The 16342-nt window shown below is 65.6% G+C and carries 26 protein-coding genes and 2 pseudogenes; 5 read left to right on the top strand and 23 right to left on the bottom strand.

Annotated features, from left to right (window positions below):
* Positions 1 to 15: 15 nt before the first annotated feature.
* From arsH to DIE23_RS10475, 5 genes are all read right to left on the bottom strand, one after another.
* The gene (gene arsH, locus DIE23_RS10495; RefSeq protein WP_124612061.1) at positions 16 to 738 is read right to left on the bottom strand and encodes an arsenical resistance protein ArsH; all 723 of its coding nucleotides are present in this window, start codon (positions 736 to 738) and stop codon (positions 16 to 18) included.
* A 21-nt stretch (positions 739 to 759) separates the two neighbouring features.
* Entirely contained in the window at positions 760 to 1830 is a 1071-nt protein-coding gene (arsB, locus tag DIE23_RS10490) for an ACR3 family arsenite efflux transporter (RefSeq protein ID WP_124612060.1), read from the bottom strand.
* Positions 1831 to 1896: 66 nt separating this feature from the next.
* Positions 1897 to 2391: an arsenate reductase ArsC gene (locus DIE23_RS10485; RefSeq protein ID WP_124612059.1), complete on the bottom strand. Its 495-nt coding sequence runs from the start codon at positions 2389 to 2391 to the stop codon at positions 1897 to 1899.
* Positions 2392 to 2413: 22 nt separating this feature from the next.
* Entirely contained in the window at positions 2414 to 2749 is a 336-nt protein-coding gene (locus tag DIE23_RS10480; protein ID WP_124612058.1) for a helix-turn-helix transcriptional regulator, read from the bottom strand.
* Between the two features lie 184 nt (positions 2750 to 2933).
* Complete coding sequence (locus DIE23_RS10475) at positions 2934 to 3185, bottom strand: hypothetical protein (protein ID WP_124612057.1); 252 nt, start codon at positions 3183 to 3185, stop codon at positions 2934 to 2936.
* Between the two features lie 108 nt (positions 3186 to 3293).
* Between DIE23_RS10475 and DIE23_RS10470 the strand changes: the two are divergent.
* Positions 3294 to 3749, top strand: a pseudogene (locus DIE23_RS10470) (phosphatidylserine decarboxylase); the annotation flags it as partial.
* A gap of 16 nt (positions 3750 to 3765) precedes the next feature.
* Here DIE23_RS10470 and DIE23_RS10465 read toward each other — a convergent pair.
* From DIE23_RS10465 to DIE23_RS10445, 5 genes are all read right to left on the bottom strand, one after another.
* Positions 3766 to 3990 (bottom strand): hypothetical protein, encoded by a 225-nt coding sequence (locus DIE23_RS10465; RefSeq protein WP_124612056.1) that lies wholly within the window; start codon positions 3988 to 3990, stop codon positions 3766 to 3768.
* A gap of 256 nt (positions 3991 to 4246) precedes the next feature.
* Positions 4247 to 4588 (bottom strand): DUF1488 domain-containing protein, encoded by a 342-nt coding sequence (locus DIE23_RS10460; protein ID WP_124612055.1) that lies wholly within the window; start codon positions 4586 to 4588, stop codon positions 4247 to 4249.
* Positions 4589 to 4591: 3 nt separating this feature from the next.
* Positions 4592 to 5140: a type 1 glutamine amidotransferase domain-containing protein gene (locus DIE23_RS10455; protein ID WP_124612054.1), complete on the bottom strand. Its 549-nt coding sequence runs from the start codon at positions 5138 to 5140 to the stop codon at positions 4592 to 4594.
* Positions 5141 to 5417: 277 nt separating this feature from the next.
* Positions 5418 to 5783 (bottom strand): DUF3022 domain-containing protein, encoded by a 366-nt coding sequence (locus DIE23_RS10450; RefSeq protein WP_124612053.1) that lies wholly within the window; start codon positions 5781 to 5783, stop codon positions 5418 to 5420.
* A complete protein-coding gene (locus DIE23_RS10445) occupies positions 5770 to 6030 on the bottom strand; it encodes a hypothetical protein (protein ID WP_124612052.1) in 261 nt (86 codons plus the stop codon). The genes DIE23_RS10450 and DIE23_RS10445 overlap by 14 nt, the downstream gene beginning before the upstream one ends.
* On the opposite strand from DIE23_RS10445, the gene DIE23_RS10440 reads away from it, so the two are divergent.
* Complete coding sequence (locus tag DIE23_RS10440; RefSeq protein WP_124612051.1) at positions 6029 to 6385, top strand: DUF3175 domain-containing protein; 357 nt, start codon at positions 6029 to 6031, stop codon at positions 6383 to 6385. The genes DIE23_RS10445 and DIE23_RS10440 overlap by 2 nt on opposite strands.
* Positions 6386 to 6481: 96 nt before the next feature.
* On the opposite strand, the pseudogene DIE23_RS10435 reads toward DIE23_RS10440, so the two are convergent.
* The 9 genes and pseudogenes from DIE23_RS10435 to DIE23_RS10395 all read right to left on the bottom strand — a co-directional run.
* Positions 6482 to 7005, bottom strand: a pseudogene (locus DIE23_RS10435) (Ku protein); the annotation flags it as partial.
* A 311-nt stretch (positions 7006 to 7316) separates the two neighbouring features.
* The gene (locus tag DIE23_RS10430) at positions 7317 to 7703 is read right to left on the bottom strand and encodes a DUF3022 domain-containing protein (RefSeq protein ID WP_124612050.1); all 387 of its coding nucleotides are present in this window, start codon (positions 7701 to 7703) and stop codon (positions 7317 to 7319) included.
* Positions 7700 to 7861 (bottom strand): DUF1328 family protein, encoded by a 162-nt coding sequence (locus tag DIE23_RS10425; RefSeq protein WP_124612049.1) that lies wholly within the window; start codon positions 7859 to 7861, stop codon positions 7700 to 7702. The genes DIE23_RS10430 and DIE23_RS10425 overlap by 4 nt, the downstream gene beginning before the upstream one ends.
* Positions 7862 to 7915: 54 nt before the next feature.
* Entirely contained in the window at positions 7916 to 8104 is a 189-nt protein-coding gene (locus DIE23_RS10420; RefSeq protein WP_124612048.1) for a DUF3008 family protein, read from the bottom strand.
* 70 nt (positions 8105 to 8174) lie between these two features.
* Positions 8175 to 9608: an RNA polymerase factor sigma-54 gene (locus DIE23_RS10415; protein ID WP_124612047.1), complete on the bottom strand. Its 1434-nt coding sequence runs from the start codon at positions 9606 to 9608 to the stop codon at positions 8175 to 8177.
* A 304-nt stretch (positions 9609 to 9912) separates the two neighbouring features.
* On the bottom strand, positions 9913 to 10224 hold the full coding sequence (locus DIE23_RS10410; protein WP_124612046.1) for a hypothetical protein: 312 nt from the start codon (positions 10222 to 10224) through the stop codon (positions 9913 to 9915).
* 51 nt (positions 10225 to 10275) lie between these two features.
* Positions 10276 to 10587 (bottom strand): hypothetical protein, encoded by a 312-nt coding sequence (locus DIE23_RS10405; RefSeq protein ID WP_124612045.1) that lies wholly within the window; start codon positions 10585 to 10587, stop codon positions 10276 to 10278.
* Complete coding sequence (locus DIE23_RS10400) at positions 10584 to 10841, bottom strand: hypothetical protein (protein ID WP_124612044.1); 258 nt, start codon at positions 10839 to 10841, stop codon at positions 10584 to 10586. Before DIE23_RS10400 ends, DIE23_RS10405 begins: the two co-directional genes overlap by 4 nt.
* A gap of 200 nt (positions 10842 to 11041) precedes the next feature.
* A complete protein-coding gene (locus DIE23_RS10395; protein ID WP_124612043.1) occupies positions 11042 to 11344 on the bottom strand; it encodes a hypothetical protein in 303 nt (100 codons plus the stop codon).
* A gap of 156 nt (positions 11345 to 11500) precedes the next feature.
* Here DIE23_RS10395 and DIE23_RS10390 point away from each other — a divergent pair, with 156 nt between their 5' ends.
* The 3 genes from DIE23_RS10390 (at position 11501) to DIE23_RS10380 (ending at position 12830) form a co-directional block, all read left to right on the top strand.
* Positions 11501 to 11755, top strand: coding sequence for a hypothetical protein (locus tag DIE23_RS10390; protein ID WP_124612042.1), 255 nt, complete (start codon positions 11501 to 11503; stop codon positions 11753 to 11755).
* 69 nt (positions 11756 to 11824) lie between these two features.
* Positions 11825 to 12256 (top strand): CBS domain-containing protein, encoded by a 432-nt coding sequence (locus tag DIE23_RS10385; protein WP_124612041.1) that lies wholly within the window; start codon positions 11825 to 11827, stop codon positions 12254 to 12256.
* A gap of 91 nt (positions 12257 to 12347) precedes the next feature.
* On the top strand, positions 12348 to 12830 hold the full coding sequence (locus DIE23_RS10380; RefSeq protein WP_124612040.1) for a PRC-barrel domain-containing protein: 483 nt from the start codon (positions 12348 to 12350) through the stop codon (positions 12828 to 12830).
* A 298-nt stretch (positions 12831 to 13128) separates the two neighbouring features.
* On the opposite strand, the gene DIE23_RS10375 is transcribed toward DIE23_RS10380, so the two are convergent.
* Genes DIE23_RS10375 through DIE23_RS10360 form a run of 4 tightly spaced genes read right to left on the bottom strand, consistent with a single transcriptional unit; the run spans position 13129 to position 16339 of the window.
* Complete coding sequence (locus DIE23_RS10375; protein ID WP_260436027.1) at positions 13129 to 14052, bottom strand: DUF6708 domain-containing protein; 924 nt, start codon at positions 14050 to 14052, stop codon at positions 13129 to 13131.
* Between the two features lie 47 nt (positions 14053 to 14099).
* A complete protein-coding gene (locus DIE23_RS39475) occupies positions 14100 to 15068 on the bottom strand; it encodes a DUF6708 domain-containing protein (RefSeq protein WP_185646421.1) in 969 nt (322 codons plus the stop codon).
* Positions 15069 to 15089: 21 nt separating this feature from the next.
* A complete protein-coding gene (locus DIE23_RS10365) occupies positions 15090 to 15374 on the bottom strand; it encodes a PAAR domain-containing protein (protein WP_124612039.1) in 285 nt (94 codons plus the stop codon).
* Positions 15371 to 16339, bottom strand: a complete 969-nt coding sequence (locus DIE23_RS10360; protein ID WP_124612038.1) for a DUF6708 domain-containing protein — start codon at positions 16337 to 16339, stop codon at positions 15371 to 15373. The genes DIE23_RS10365 and DIE23_RS10360 overlap by 4 nt, the downstream gene beginning before the upstream one ends.
* Positions 16340 to 16342 lie beyond the last annotated feature (3 nt).

Here is a 16342-nt window from a genome sequence, read left to right as displayed (position 1 = left end):
CGGCACCGGTACGGTTCAGATCCCGCGCTGATTCACCCGCTTCGACAACGCCTCCGCGCTTTCCTTGCGCTCGCTGTACCGATCGACCAGATACGGGCCGATGTCGCGCGTGAGCAGCGTGAACTTGACCAGTTCCTCCATCACGTCGACGACGCGATCGTAATAGGCCGACGGCTTCATCCGCCCCGCTTCGTCGAATTCCATGAACGCCTTGGCCACCGACGACTGGTTCGGGATCGTCAGCATGCGCATCCAGCGGCCCAGCACGCGCATCTGGTTCACCGCGTTGAACGACTGCGAGCCGCCGCTGACCTGCATCACCGCGAGCGTCTTGCCCTGGGTCGGCCGCACGGCGCCGACCGACAGCGGAATCCAGTCGATCTGCGATTTCATGATCCCCGTCATCGCGCCGTGCCGCTCCGGCGAGCACCACACCATCCCTTCCGACCACAGCACCAGCTCGCGCAGTTCGACGACCTTCGGATGGCTCTCCGGCGCATCGTCGGGTAGCGGCAGGCCGCTCGGATTGAACACGCGCACCTCGGCGCCCATCGCCGTAAGCAGGCGCTCGGCTTCCTCGACCAGCAGCCGGCTGAACGAACGCTCGCGCAGCGAGCCGTACAGCAGCAGAAGACGCGGCGGATGGGTGGACGGCGATGCCGGCCGCAAGCAGCTCGCGTCCGGCACGCGGAAGAGTTCAGGATCGAGTTGCGGCAGATCGGTCAGTCGGTCAGTCATGAATGGATTTCCGTGGTTGGCTCAGGCACGCTCGTACCAGCCCTTCGACCGGTTCACGATGCGCACCACCAGCAGCATGACCGGCACTTCGATCAGCACGCCGACGACGGTCGCCAGCGCCGCGCCGGAGTGAAAACCGAACAGGCTGATCGCGGCCGCGACGGCGAGCTCGAAGAAATTGGACGCGCCGATCAGCGCGGACGGGCACGCGACGTTGTGCTTCTCGCCCACCGCGCGATTGAGCCAGTACGCGAGCGCCGCATTGAAGAACACCTGGATCAGGATCGGCACCGCGAGCAATGCGATCACCAGCGGCTGCTTCAGGATCGCTTCGCCCTGGAACGCGAACAGCAGCACGAGCGTCGCGAGCAGCGCGGCGATCGACCACGGGCCGATCTTCGCCATCGCGGCATCGAACGCGGCCTGTCCGTTGCGCAGCAGCCGCTTGCGCCAGATCTGCGCGAGGATCACTGGAATCACGATGTAGAGCACCACCGAGGTAAGCAGCGTCGCCCACGGCACGGTAATCGCGGACATCCCGAGCAGCAGCCCGACCAGCGGCGCGAACGCGATCACCATGATGCTGTCGTTCAGCGCGACCTGCGACAGCGTGAACAGCGGATCGCCGCCCGTGAGCCGGCTCCACACGAACACCATCGCCGTGCACGGCGCGGCGGCCAGCAGGATCAGGCCGGCGATATAGCTGTCGAGCTGGTCGGCCGGCAGCATCGGCGCGAACAGCTGCCGGATGAACAGCCAGCCGAGCAACGCCATCGAGAACGGCTTGACGAGCCAGTTCACGACGAGCGTGACGCCGATCCCCTTCACGTGCTGGCGCACTTCATGCAGCGCGCCGAAGTCCACCTTCACGAGCATCGGCACGATCATCACCCAGATCAGCAGCCCGACCGGCAGGTTGACCTGCGCGTACTCGATGCGGCCGATCCGCTGGAACAGGCCGGGCAGCACCTGGCCGAGCGCGATGCCGGCGACGATGCACAGCGCGACCCAGACCGTCAGGTAGCGTTCGAAGAAGTTGATCGCGGGCCTGGCAGCGGCGTGGCGAGGCGGGATGACGTTGGATGTGTTCATCGGACAGGATTCGGGCTGGAGAAAGGCACGCGGCACGCCGGTTCACGCATGCCGCCGTGCGACCGCTCAGTTACGGGAGATGGCGACCAATGCCGCCTGCAGTTCGGTGTCGCTCATGCGCTCGAGCGGCAGCGCGAGCAGCTGCAGCATCCGGAAGCCGAGCGCCTCGCGCGTCAGTTCGAACGCGAGCTGCTTGCCCGCATCGCCGCCCGCCGCGTTCGACGGATCGGCGTAGCCCCAATGGACTTTCACCGGACTGCCGGGCCAGTACGGGCACGTCTCCGCGGCCGCGCTGTCGCATACCGTGATGACGATGCGCATTTCCGGCGCGTGGTCGCCGACGAATTCGTCCCAGCTCTTGCTGCGGTATCCGGTGACGTCGACGCCGGCGCGCGTCAGCGCGTCCAGCGCGAACGGATTGAGCCGGCCGCTCGGCGCGCTGCCGGCGCTGTAGGCGCGCACGTCGCGGCCGAGCTTCGCGGCCCAGTGGTTGAGCATGCCCTCCGCGAGCACGCTGCGCGCGGAGTTGTGGGTACAGAGGATCAGGACGTTGGTGGTCATCGGCGGGGGCGTGAACGTGTGCTTACGTTGGGTCGGAACAGGAGGTCGAACAGGCGGAAGCCGGCGAGCACGGATTGCCGCCGCAGCAGTTCTCGGTGAGGTAGCCGATGAGCCCGTTCATCGTCGCGAAGTTCGCGCAATAAAACACGAAGCGGCCTTCCTGGCGGCTCGTGACGAGCTGCGCGTGGGCCAGTTCCTTCAGATGAAACGACAGCGACGACGGCGGCACGTCGAGCAGCGTCGCGATCTGCCCGGCCGCCAGGCCCGACGGGCCGGCCTGCACGAGCGCGCGGAAGACGGCGAGGCGCGACTCGTGCGCGAGGGCCGCAAGTGCGGCGATGGTCTGGTTCGTTTCCATGTTTCGATAATACTCGAAATATGGAAGCGATGGAAAGCGGCGCGCAGGTTGCCGATGATTGCCCCCTTGATTCCTGCTACGTAATCGATCTTGTGCAAATCGGCCCGCGCATGATCGTTTTTGTACGCCCGTAATCGGTTTGCGCACGGAACGTGCCGTCAATGATCGATTTTGCGCGGCGACGTCACGACCACTCTTCCGGCGGCATCGCGCCGCCGTCGTCCTCCCAATGCGGGTCGCCCGTCTCCGCACGCCCGCTCGTCGTCTCGGGCTCGTTCGTGCCGCCGTGTTCGGTCCGCTGCTTGCCGCCGCGCGACGTTGTCGCACGCACGCGTGCCCGCGTGCGCGTCGGCGCCACGGTTCGCTGCTCGCCGCCGCGGCCCTCGCCCGTCGAAGCCGCATCCTGGGTCTGTCGCGCATTCGAAGCTGCGTTCATTTCGCTCTCCGATGTGATTGAAGGAAGCCGATCGCCCGAATGCGGCAAGTTCGGTGCCGCGCGCCGGGCAAGCGCCTTGCTGCCCGCGTTCGTACCGCGCCCCTTGCCGGCGGCGACCTGTACCAGGCGTACCTGAGCGCGTACAACCATCACCGCCGGCATGTGCCGGTGCGCGGCACCGTCACGCACGCGTACCGGGTCGACGGCACCTACTACTCGGTCGCCGAGGCGGAAGGCCCGGACCCGGCCGGGCTCAACGACTCGCAGGGCTACATGACGGCCGTCGCCGCGCGCGCGGTGGTCGCGATCGAGAGCAACGATCCGGGGATCGGCACGGTCGCGGCCGTGTTCGTCGGGATGGGCGACGTGTCGTCGTGCGTGATCGAGGTCGTGCCGGGGCAGCGCGTCGACAAAGGCGCCGAGATCGGCTGTTTCCAGTACGGCGGCTCGACCTGCTGCCTGCTGTTCGAGCCCGGCGTGATCGAGCGCTTCCTGTACGCGCCGCCGTTCGACGGCGATACGCCGGTCGTGCAGGTCAACGCATCGGTCGCGATCGCGCACTGAGCGACGCGGAGCGACCTCATGCGTCGGCACTGCTGAATCCGCGCCCGACGTGCCGCTGCATGCACTGCACGATCGACAGCCCGTTCGGCGTCAGGGCAAACCGGCTCGCGCCCGATTCGTCTGAATGCATCTCGATCAGGTGTTGCTCCATCAGCGAGACAATATCTTCGTGGTCGGCCCGGATCTGTTCCGGCGCGCGGTGTACCAGGAACAGCGCGGCAAATTCATGTGCGGTCAGCATGTTGTCTCCCTATTGACTGCGTGGGGCGATACGGCGGCTGCATCGCGATGGCGCAAGCGCAAATCGTGCGCCGCAATCGGGGATACACGCAGGGAGCGTGCCAGTATGTGGGACGAAGAAGCCCCATGAGCAGCCGGCGCCCGGCGCGATGTGTCACTGCAGGCCGTTCGGGAGCCGCTGCAAAGTTTTCAACGGCGTGTAATGGCGCGCCAAGGGGGCACGATGCGTTGCATGCGCGCAACCCGCGCCGCGTGAATCACGACTTCCGCGAGCGGATCAGCCCGGCGCGTGCCGTCTTGCCCGCCGCCTTATCGCGCACGCGGAAGTAGCCGCTGTGGAGCTCTACGCCACCCTTGCCGTCGGCGAGCACTTCCGCGCACGCGGCCTCGATGCGGGAGCGGCCGCGGTCGAACGCGTCGCGCAGATCGGCTTCGAGCGCGGAACGCGCGCCGAAATGATCCTCGAGCGCCTCGACCGTGATCGCGCAGGTGTGCGGCTTCCCGTCGACCTCGACGACGAAGCGCATCTGCAGCGCCGCGCCGTCGAACACGGGCGGAGCGTCGGTCAGCGTCACGCGGCGAACGGAATCGGCCGGCATCGCTCATCCCCCCCGCGACGCGAGGCACTGCACCAGCGCGCCGTTGAATGCGGGCAGGTCGTCGGGCTTGCGGCTCGTGATCAGGTTGCCGTCGCGCACGACCTCCTGGTCGACCCACTTGCCGCCCGCGTTGCGGATGTCGTCCTGCAGGCTCGGCCAGCTCGTCATCGTGCGGCCCTCCACCAGCCCGGACGAGACGAGCAGCCAGCCGCCGTGACAGATCGCCGCGATGGGCTTGCCCGCGCCGACGGCCGCGGTCACGAATTCGCGCGCGGCCGGCAGCATCCGGATCGCGTCGCCATTGACGACGCCGCCCGGCAGCACGACCGCGTCGTAGCCGCCTTCGCGCGCATCGTCGAACGTGCGGTCGACCTTCACGCGATCGCCCTTGTCGACGTGCCTGAATCCCTGGATCTCGCCGCGCTGCTGCGAAATCACGTCGACGTGCGCGCCTTCGGCCGTCAGCGCGCGCTGCGGTTCGACGAGCTCGGCTTCCTCGAAGCCGTCGACCGAGAGTATCGCTACCTTGCATTGATCCAGCTTGCCGATCATGGAACGCTCCCTGTCGTGTTGCGGCACCGGTCGCGCAGCAATCGGCGTGCCGCGCCCCCTGTGGACTCAAACCATACGACCCCGCTTCGGTGGGGCGCGACCCGCAATCGGCGAACGATGGCGTGTGCATGTGCCGCCCGGTGGTGTGTACGGGCCGTGTGACGTCACGCCGTGCGGCGTCTGCAAAGATTTCAACGGAATGTGTAACGCGTCCGCATTCAGCGGGGCCGCGAGCGGCCTTCGTGCGAGGCTGCGCGCCCGGACCGCCCCGCCGCGCTCACTGCAGGTGACGCGCGGCGTCGAGCATCGCGTCGGTCAGTTCGACCGTCAGCGTCAGGTCCTCGGTCACGTCCGGCAGCGCATCGAGCGCGGCCTGCACGCTCTCGTGCAGCATCGCGTGCACGCGCATCCGCGCGCCGTCGTCGAGGTCCGCATAGCGCTCCATCGTGTCGCAGTCGAGCGCGAGCACGACCGCGTGCCGCGCGGTATCGGGCGGCGCATCGGGCACGAGCACCCACGCCGCCTGAAACGTGATCCTGCCGGTCTCGACGTCGAGATGCACCGTCGTATCGAGATCGTCGGTGTCGACCGCTTCGGTGTCCTGCTCGTAGTCGTCGAGCGAGATCCGGTCATTCGATTGCATGATGTCCTCCTGCGTGGTGGCGGCGCGCCGCGGCGATCAGCGCGACGGCCGCGCACGCGAGAATCCGGCGCGCGGCGGATTTCGATTCGGATGCTGCGTTCATGAAACGTTCTCCCTCAATGGAACCGCTGTCGTGAAGTTCCTGCGCATACGGTTCAGCAAGGCCCGTGCCATCGGCGATGGGCGGCACGCGGTTTGCGGCGCTCACGCCCAGCGATCCATCTCGATCCCGTACGGAGCCCGCCATGCCTTCAGCTTCCGCTTCCCATCCGCACGGCAAACGCGCGACGCGCCGCCCGGGCCATGCGCGCGGCCACGATCCGCATCACCGCAAGCGCTGGTCCGCCGAGGTCATGCAGAAAAGCGATGTGCTCGACATCGAGCCCGAAATCTTCAAGTCCGACGACCCGGGCAAGATCGCCGCGTCGCTCAAGCGCTCGGCCGAACACAGCCGCCGCCGCAAGGGGACGCCGTTCCAGTCGGCGATGTCGATGCTGAACTTCTATGTGAACCGCGCGGGCCGCAACCTGCCGAAAACACGCCGCGCGACGCTCGAACGCGCGAAGCGGAAACTGCGCGAGGCGTTCGGCCGCAAGCTGTGACGGCACCCGATTGCCCGCATGCATGAAACGCTGTGGTATCTGATCGTCGGCACGGTGCTGCTGGGCATGGGCGTCGCGACGTCGGCGCTGCGCCCACAGCTCTTCCTGCCAGCGCAGCGTGTCGAGCGCGAGCAGCGGCCCGACCGGAATCAGCGCGCCGAGATGCTGGCGGTCGCGCATCACGACGAGCGCGATGCCGATCTTGCCGCTGTCCTTCAGCGCGTCGCGCAACAGCGCGTAGACCTTCTCGCCCTTGCGGTCCGGCACGAGGTAGCAAGGTGGTAGTAAGGCGTGTCGAGATACAGGAACGACACCGCGCCCTCGTCGACGAACGTGAGGATGTCGACGGTCTGCGTCGATTCGGGGTTCGCCGCGCGGATCTCTTCGTCGGTCAGGACGACGTAGCGCTCCTTCTCGTACTCGTAGCCGCGCACGATGTCCTCGCGCATGACTTCCTTGCCGGTGCGCTTGTTGATCTGCCGGTAGCCGACGGGGTCCATCGAGCGCTTGTCGAGCAGCCGGAACGACGGCTTCACGGTGCGCGTCGCGGGAAACAACTGCACGGGCACATGAACGAGCCCGAAGCTGATCGCGCCTTTCCATATCATCCGCGGTGCCATGTCTGCCCTCCTTTGCTGCGTGCGTGCGCGCCGCCCGAAGCGGCGGGCGCCCGTGCGCCGCTACGCCGGCGGCTCGGTCGCCTGCTCCTCGCGCGCCCGCACGCGATGCCGGCCAAGGTCGTCCGGGAACGCGCGGCGCGGTGCGTCGGGATCGGCCGCACGCCCGACCCATTCGGGGAGCCATGCGGGAGCCGTTCGGGGGCCGTTCGGGGCCCCGTTCCGGGATCCGTCACGGACGAGCCGTGCGGCGCGTACCGCCGCGGTCCGGCCGTGGTGTCGCTGCGGTGTCGCTGCAGGCTGCGTCAGCTGCGTCAGGGCGCGCGCAATGCGCGATCGAGTTCGGCGCGCGTCACGTCGAGCGCGACGTTGCATTCGATCTCGGCGTCCTCGACGCGCGGCTTTTGTTCGTCCACCGCGCGCCGCGCGAGGTCGCACAGCTGGGTGCGCACGCGCAGCCGGTCGGCCGCGCCAAGTGACGCATAGCGCGTGAGCACATCCGGATCGAAGCGCAGGTCGACCACGCAGCGCCATTGACGCGCGTTTTCCTCGGCCGGCACGCGCACCCACGACACCTGGATCGTCAGTCGCCCCGATGCGTCGTCCGCGTGCACGACGAGGGTCGACTGCGACGGAAATCCGTTCGCGAGCGCATGTTCGAGTTCCGCGATGCGCTGCGAACGGTCGGGGGCGACCGTCATCGTCGCACGACGCCCAGCAGCAGCGTGACCAGGAAGATCACGACGAAAATGTAGAACAGGATCTTCGCGATCTCGGCCGCGCCCGCCGCGATGCCGCCGAAGCCGAACAAGGCGGCGACGATCGCGATGATGAAGAAGATGATGGCGTATCGAAGCATGAATGCCTCCTGGAGTCCTGAAGAACGGCGATCGTCGACGCGTGTCGCCGTCGATCAGGAATCGTGCTTGTGCCTGGGTTTGCCATGGATCGGCGTCGACGCCATTTTCTCGAGCTCCTTTTCGGTCATCGACTTGGCCATCGACTTCGAAGGCGGCTTCAGGTCCTTCATTTTCGTTTCGCCGCGCTTGGCCGACAGGGCGGCCCCGGCGGCGCGCTGCTGTGCCTGGGACTTGGCTGGCATGGCTTTCCTCCTCTCGGTGGCGCGCGCGACGGCCGCAGCCCGCGGGCCGCGCGCGGTTCGGACGGCATCGTCACGCGGGGTCGCGCCGGCGCAGTTCGGCCGGCGGAATCTTCATCGCCTGGCGATACTTGGTCACCGTACGACGCGCAAGAAGGATGCCGCGGCCCGCGAGGTTCTGCGCGAGCGCGACGTCGGACAGCGGCTCGGTGTGGTGCTCGGCCGCGATCATGTCGCGGATCAGCACCTTCGCGGCCGATGCCGAACACACGCCCTTGCCGGCCGCCTCGAGCTTGCGCGGGAAGAAGTGCTTGAACTCGAACGTGCCGTGCGGCGTGGCCATGTACTTGTTGCCCGTCGCGCGCGACACGGTCGATTCGTGCAGGTCGAGTTCTTCGGCGATGTCGCGCAGCACGAGCGGCTTCATCGCGATCTCGCCGTAGCGGAAGAAGTCGCGCTGCCGCGCGACGATGCATTCGCCGACGCGCTGGATCGTGTCGAAGCGCTTCCGCACGTTGCGGATCAGCCAGCGCGCTTCCTGCAGCTGCTGGCCGAGCGGTGAATCGCGCTCGCCGCTCGACTGCGCGAACAGCGTCGCATAGCGTTCGTGCAGCCGCGCACGCGGCAGCACGGCCGGGTTGATCGTCACGATCCATTCGTCGCGCACCTGGCGCACGATCACGTCGGGCACCACGTAGTCGCCGCGTGTGCTGCCGTAATGGTTGCCGGGGCGTGGATCGAGCCCGCGTACCAGCGCGCACGCGGCATGCATCGTCGCCTGGTTGCAGCCGACGCGCCGCTGGATCTCCGCCGTTTCGCGCCGCGCGAGCCGTTCGAGATGTTCGCGCGCGATCGCCTTCGCTTCCGCGAGCGCCGGCGTGCCGGCCGGAATCGCGTCGAGCTGCAGCACCAGGCACTCGGACAGCGAGCGCGCTGCGATGCCCGGGCGATCGAGCATCTGCACGAGCCGCAGCGCGACCGCGAGATCCTGTTCCGACAGCAGCAGCGCCGGATCGGCCGCGACCAGCAGCTCGGCCAGCTCCTGGCGCAGGTAGCCGTCTTCGTCGAGCGCGTCGATCACGATGCGCGCGGCCTCGCGATCGCGCTTGTTCAGCGGATAGAGCCGCAGCGCGTCGTGCAGCTGCTGGTGCAGCGACGGCTCCGCCGCCATCCATTCGCCGGGTGACAGGTCGCCCGCGTCGTCGGCCTGGCGGCCCGTGCCGCGCGGCGCCGGGGCGGCCGTGTACGACACCTCGCCGTCCGGCGGACGCACCTCCTCGCGCTCGGGCACCGGCTCGGGTGCCGCGGCTTCGGCGGTACGTTCGGGTGCGTCGGCGGCGGCTTCGTCGTCGCCCTGCCCGTCTTCGAGAAATGGATTCGAGTCGAGCGCCTGCCGCAATTCCTGCTGGAATTCGAGCGAAGACAACTGCAGCAGGCGAAGCGACTGCTGAAGCCTCGGCGTGAGTGCCAGATGCTGCCGCATCTGCAGCGCAAGCGTGACTGACATCGATGCCCTCCTGACGGTGTGCGCAATTCGCATACGGGAATCCACGCAGCTTCCATGCCAGCCGGGCAAATCGCCGTCCGGCGCGGTTCTCGTGCGTTCGTACCCCGTCGCGCCGCGTCGTCGGAGCCGCTTTTTTACAAGCGGCGGGAAGTTAGGGGGCACGGAATTCGCGCAGGGCCATGCGTGGGCGCCCCCCGGGGTGGCCGGTGCGTTGTGTCGCTGCCGAACGGTTCGCGCGGTCTCGCCATCGCGCTCCTCAGCGCGCATCACGCTGCGCAGCGCGTGACGCGCGCGCGGCGTCCGGTCAGTACAGCGCCGGCGGCGGCGTACCCGGCATCGACTGGCCACCCTGCACGCCGTTCGGCCCGGGCGGCGGCACGTCGGCCGCTTCGCCGCCTGTCGCGCCCGGAGGCATCTTGTTTTGCGGCGACGGACGCGTGTCGTAGCGCGTGTTCGCATCCGGCATCGTCGTGGTCGGCGACGCGCCATGGCCGTCCGGCGGCGCCGGCGGTGCGCCGCGCGTGCCGTAGGTGGCTTGCGGTTGCGTGCATGCGCCCAGCGCGCACGCGGCGGCGAACGCACAGGCGCCCATGCGTAGCGTCTCGATCGGTTTCATCGGAATCCTCCCTGGAGTCGGCGGCACCGGAGCCGGCCGTGACGGCACGGCTCAGAGCCGGTTGAAATGGAAATCGCCCGCATACGCGGTCGGCGCGCGGCGCGCCATCATCGTGTCGAACTCGGCCGCGACGCGCGTCAGCGCGCCGCGTTGCCGCTCGACATCGGCCTGTTCGAGCGCCGCGAACGCATCGGCATCGAACGTGACGGTCAGCGACGCCGGATGGCCGTCGACACGAAAGCCGAAATGCAGTGCGCCGGCCGGCTGCTCCTCGACATGGAACGGCATCGCGCGTGCCTCGAAATGGCGACCGAGCGTCTCGGCCACGTCGCGCAGCATGCCGGGTTTCACGGTGATGCTCATCGTGTGCCCTCCGTGGATGGGATAAACGCCACCGGCGGCACGCCCGTCGGCGGCGCGTGAATCGGCGGCTCCCGCGTCGGCGGCTCGCGTTCCGGTGGCGGGTGCTCCGGCGGGTCGCCCTCCGGATCGTGATACGGTTCCGGCGTGCCGGGCGGCACGTCGTCCGGCACGGGCGGCACGGGAACCGGGTCGACGTTGGGCACCGGCGGCTCGGGCCGGTGCAGCGACTGGGTGGGGTCTCGGTTCATGGGCATTCGATCGTTGCGTCGTCCTCACGGGACCGGATCGCTTGCGCGGCGTGCGCCGCTCGATGGTCCGCGTACGGCAATGCCGCAAACTGCGTGCCGTCTTGCGCGCCGCCTTTCCGCGCGCCGACGCGCGACCGCGCATGCCACCGCGCCGTACGCCGTGCCTTCGCTACACCGCGCGCTGCAATTCTTTCAAGGGCATCGCGCTACGCTTCGTACGCGGCCATCACGAGCCACAGCTCGTGGTCGTCGTCGCGCACGCGCGCGGCGAGCGCATACGGATCGGCCGGCTCGCACGCGCGCTGCAGCGCGAACCGCGCCGGCTCCGTCGAGCCGAACGTCTCATCGAGCGGCCGCACATCGGCCTTGCCTTCGAACATCCGGCGATCGGGCCGGTAGATCAGCGGCTCCGGCTTCCATGCGCTGAAATGGCTCTTCACCGAGTCGAACCTGCCGCCGCATACGTTGACTTCGTAGCGCACCCCAGGTCGCCGTTTTGGAATCGTCATCGTGCCTCCCGCTTGATCCGCGTGTGTGTGCGGCGCGTCGCGCCGTGCGTTGTCGTGTCGTCACTTGCCAAAGCGGCAAGTCGCGTGCCGCCTGAACGCAGCGGGCATGGCCGTTGCGCGCTCAGCGCGTCATCGTCACCGACACGGAGGCTTGCCATGAAGGATTCGACCCGGTCCGGCCGCGACGCGCCGGCGCACGAACAGCATCCCGACCCGTCGCCGCCGCTGAAAGACCAGGACCAGACGAAGACGCGCCACTCGGAGCGCCATATCGACAAGCAGCTCGAGGACACGTTCCCCGCGAGCGATCCGCCCGCGACCGGCGGCGTCACGCGCATCGAACCCGACACGCCGCCGGGCACGCACGACGACGGCCCGTGGCAGGACCCGGCCAAGCGCCGCGGAGAATGACGGCCGATACGATGCGGCACGCCGCTTGCTGAACCGGACAGCGCCGCTTCAACTCGCAAGGAGAACTTCATGCATCGCGTCAACGAAATCATGTCGCAGGACGTCGTGCACATCGCGCCGACCGACTCGATCCGTCATGCGGCGCAACTGATGGAGCGCTACGACATCGGCGCGTTGCCCGTATGCGACAACAACCGGCTGATCGGCATGGTTACCGACCGCGACCTCGCGGTGCGTGCGATCTCGGCCGGCAAGCCGCCGGAAACGCGGATTCACGAAGTCGCGTCGGCTCCGATCGAATGGTGTTTCGAGGACGATTTGCTGGACGAAATCCAGCACTACATGGCCGACGCGCAACTGCGCCGCCTGCCCGTCGTCGACCACGACAATCGCCTCGTCGGGATGCTGTCGCTCGCGGACATCGCGACGCGCACGGCCGGCTCCGCGCGCGACGACGTCGCGAACACGCTCGAGGGCGTATCGCAACCGAAACGGACGTGACGGGGCGACCCTCGCCCCGCCTCGACCACCCGCGCGACCCGCAGGGCCCATCCCGGGCACGGTCGCGCCCCATGCAGCCTGGAGGACAACCATGCAGACTCCCGATCAAGGACGGACCCGCATCATCGGCAAGGGCGCCGCGACGGCAGCGGGCCCCGGCCCCGACGTGATGGCAGCCGACACGCTCGAAGGCGACAAGGTCTATACGACCTATGGCGACGACGTCGGCAAGATCAAGGACATCATGCTCGACGTGCGCTCGGGCCGCGTCGCGTACGCCGTGCTGTCGAGCGGCGGCCTGCTCGGCATCGGCGACAAGTTGCTCGCGATCCCATGGAGCGCGCTCACGCTCGATACCGAACGCAAGTGCTTCCTGCTGTCGGTATCGTCCGAGCGGATCAAGAACGCACCCGGATTCGACAAGGACCACTGGCCGGCGATGGCCGACCCTCAATGGGCCGAGCCGCTGCACGAGTACTACGGCAGCACGCCGTACTGGAGCGGGGGCGACGAGCTCGGGCTGACCGATCCGACCGAGGAACTGAACGATCCGCGCACGCGCGGGCGGCATTGACCGGTCACGATTTGGCGGTGGTTTAGCCGACAGGCCCCGCGAATGCGGGGCTTTTTTGGGGTTCTTGGGTGGATTTCGGCGCCGGCAACGGCCGGTTGAGGGTGGCGGCATCGGGCCACGCCGCGGCAGGGGGATTCAAACTTATGTGCGACTCAGCATGATGGCCGTCGTGCCATAGGCGGGCCACTGAACAAAGGCACATGGAGAGGCAAGAAGCCGGCCTTGAAACGAGGTCCCCGCGACCCCGTCCCAACACCGTTGCGGTCGGTCTTGTCCCCCTGACAAATGAATCGGCGGCTCATGCTGGAAGCCCGTTGGCTGGAGTCTCTGCATTGCAAGCCCGCTCGACCTCGTCTGGCCACACAGGTTCACGGCACGTCAGTTGCGCGACGTAATACATGGTGGCCTGGATAAGACTCGGCATGGTGGTAACAGCTAACAGGAGCCACAAGATGGGATTGTTCGAACGGGTTATGTCGGAGACATCCTCAAACTGCATTCGCAGAGAATTCCGGAACGATACTTCCGTGGAGAGAAACTCAGCGACCGGCGGCACCGATGACGGACCTCCCTCCATAAACCGCCGGTAGTATTCGAAGTCTTGGTATAGCTCTTCCATGACTTGCTGGCCGGCGTTGGTGTTTTCAGCGAACGCGAGTACGACTCGTTTTCCGATGGAGAATGTGTCCACAACTTGCCCGGCTTCATCGAGGACGAGACAACGCACGACCCGAGGTGCGGTTCCCGCGAGCCCAGCTTTAGGTTTGCGTTCAACGTAAAAAAACGCACGTTCCCATGGAACCGAGAGAACGCCTCCCGGCCCGTTGTGGCGAAATGCGTATATCGTGCGGTTCAGACGGTTAAACCGTATCGGCTTGCGGGTGTAATTGAAGCAATCGACGAGCAGCGCTCGCACCGTTACTGCAAACCCACCGATGCCAGCCAAGGTGAAAACGACCAGCAGGATGTATAAGATATCCTCCTGCCCTTTTGCACGGACAGCGATCGGAATATGTGTCGCCATCCACATAAACATCACGACTAGACCTAAGAAGACGGTACCGGCGGTCAAGAATGTAATTAACCCCCAACCCTTTTCGCGATAGAGTCCGTCACATACTTCGAGATAGGAGTCTGTCGCCTTGAAGACCGTACCCACGCTCTTTGGCGTCTCTGCGCAGCGTTCGGTCACCAGAAGCCTTGCCGACGACTCAGAATCCATTATCGGTCTCTTGAGCCTGTGCCCTTCTTGACGAATGCTCCGTCGGCTCATGCTGTGAGTCCATTAGTTGATTGCTCAGCGCTACACGCGCGTTCGATACTTTCGGGCCACACCGGTTCTCGGCAAGTCAGTTGGGCGAACCACTGCATCAGGGAGAAAATGAATGCGGGAAGTACCCCAATCCCCATTAGCAGCCACACCATCGGATTGCGCGAGTTAGTCAGGGCAGACCAGCCTTCAAAATTCAACCTAAGCGAATTGCGCAGGGATGCTCCCTTCGGCAGGAACTCTGTCACGGCAGGCACGGAAGCGGGGCCTTCCTCCATAAACCGCCGGTAGAACTCGAAGTCCTGGTAAAGGATTTTCATGACCTCCTGGCCTCCGACACTGTTCTCATCGAATGCCAAGACGACTCGTGTTCCTACCGAAAACGTGTCCTTGACCAGTCCCTTGTCGTCAAGAACAAGGCAGCGAACCATACGCGGCGCGGTGCGCGCGAGGCCCTGTCCGGGTTTGCGTTCAACGTACAGGAAGGCACTATCCCAGGGTATCGATACAACCCCGCCAGGACCATTGTGCTTGAACGCATAAATCATCCGGTTTCGCCGGTCAAAGCGGACGGGCTTGCTGGTGTAGTTGAAACAGTCGCGCGTCAATGCCCAAATGCCAAGCCCCGAGAAACCGAACCCGACAAGCAGGAAAAAGCCCAACGCACCATAGATAAGGCCCAGCTGTCCCCGCTGCTCATAGATTGGAGGTATATGAGTCAGCATCCAAAGCAGACCTGCAGTGAACGTCAACGAGCCGAGCCCCGGCAGCATAAACGCAAAGACCCCCCAACCCTTTTCCGAGTAGGTTCCATTGCGCACCTCGAGGCATGTATCGCTCATCGAGAATACGGAACGGTCATCCTTGGGCGTGTCAGACGCGCGCTGTGCGATTGCGAGGCGAGCCGCCTGTTCTTCCTCGCTTACCGGCCGATTCAGGCGGTACCATGAGAGTCCATCAAATACCATCTCTTTTCACCATCACGACAGTCACGTCTTAATGGAACCCAGAGTCTGGGATGCAACCAGCTTCGGTAGCGGCTCGCATTTACATTGGCACAAATCGTTCTCCAATGCGACCTGCATACCCATCATCGTCATCGTGCGCGGCGAACCGTCGCTTATGATGACGCCCGTCGTGCCGCAAGCGGGACACTGAACCAAGGCGCCCAGATAAGCGAAAGGTTGGCCTTGAAACGAGGTCCCAGAGATACCGTCAACCACAACACCGTTGCGGTCGGTCTTGTCGCCCTGACGAATGAACCGACGACTCATGCTGTGAGGCCGCTAGACGGCGTCGCAGCATTGCACGCCCGCTCGACGTCCTCTGGCCACACAGGTTCACGGCAGGTGAGTTGCGCGATGTAGTACGCAACCGAAAGGATGAACGTCGGTAGCACAGCAATAACCGTCACCAGAAACATTACCGGATTCCCCGACTTCAACAGGTCTGATGCACCATCGAACTGCAACCTTAGAGAATTTCGGAACGAGACCTCTGTAGTGAGGAATTCGGCTACCGGAGGTACCGCGGATGGCCCCCCTTCCATGAAACGCCGATAGTATTCAAAGTCTTGGTAGAGATCTTCCATCGCCTGCTGTCCAGCCGGGCTGTTCTCGTCAAATGCCAGTTCTACATACTTCCCGACAGAGAAGGTGCCTACAACCAATCCCTTGTCGTTAAGCACAAGGCAACGGACCACACGAGGTGCCGTTCCCGCGAGGCCGGCTTTGACCTTGCGCTCAACGTACAAAAATGCGCTATCCCACGGAACCGAGACGACGCCGCCTGGCCCGTTGTGACGAAAGGCATATATCGTGCGGTTCTGACGGTTAAATCGTATCGGCTTGCGAGTGTAATTGAAACAATCGACGAGAAGCGCTCGCACTGTTACTGCAAGTCCACCGATACCAGCTACGGTGAAAACGGCCAGCAGGATGTATACGATACCCTCCTGCCCTTTTGCACGGACCGCGATTGGCATATGTGTCGCTATCCACATAAACATCGCGATCAGACAAACGAAGAGGACGCCGGCTGTCGAAAACACCAGTACCCCCCAGCCCTTTTCACGATACAGGCCGTCACATACCTCTAGGTAGCAATCGGTTGCCTTGAAGACCGTGCCCACGCTCTTTGCCCTGTCAGTGCACGGCTCGTTTATGTGCAGCCGTGCCGATGACTCCGTTTCTGTTACCGCTCGATTGAGCTTGTACCGGGAATGTCCGTCAAAAGCCATACT

Source organism: Burkholderia sp. Bp9143, from assembly GCF_003853645.1.
Lineage (GTDB): Bacteria > Pseudomonadota > Gammaproteobacteria > Burkholderiales > Burkholderiaceae > Burkholderia.
Note: the sequence above shows the minus strand (reverse complement) of the source record. Positions and strands in the feature narration are given on the sequence as shown.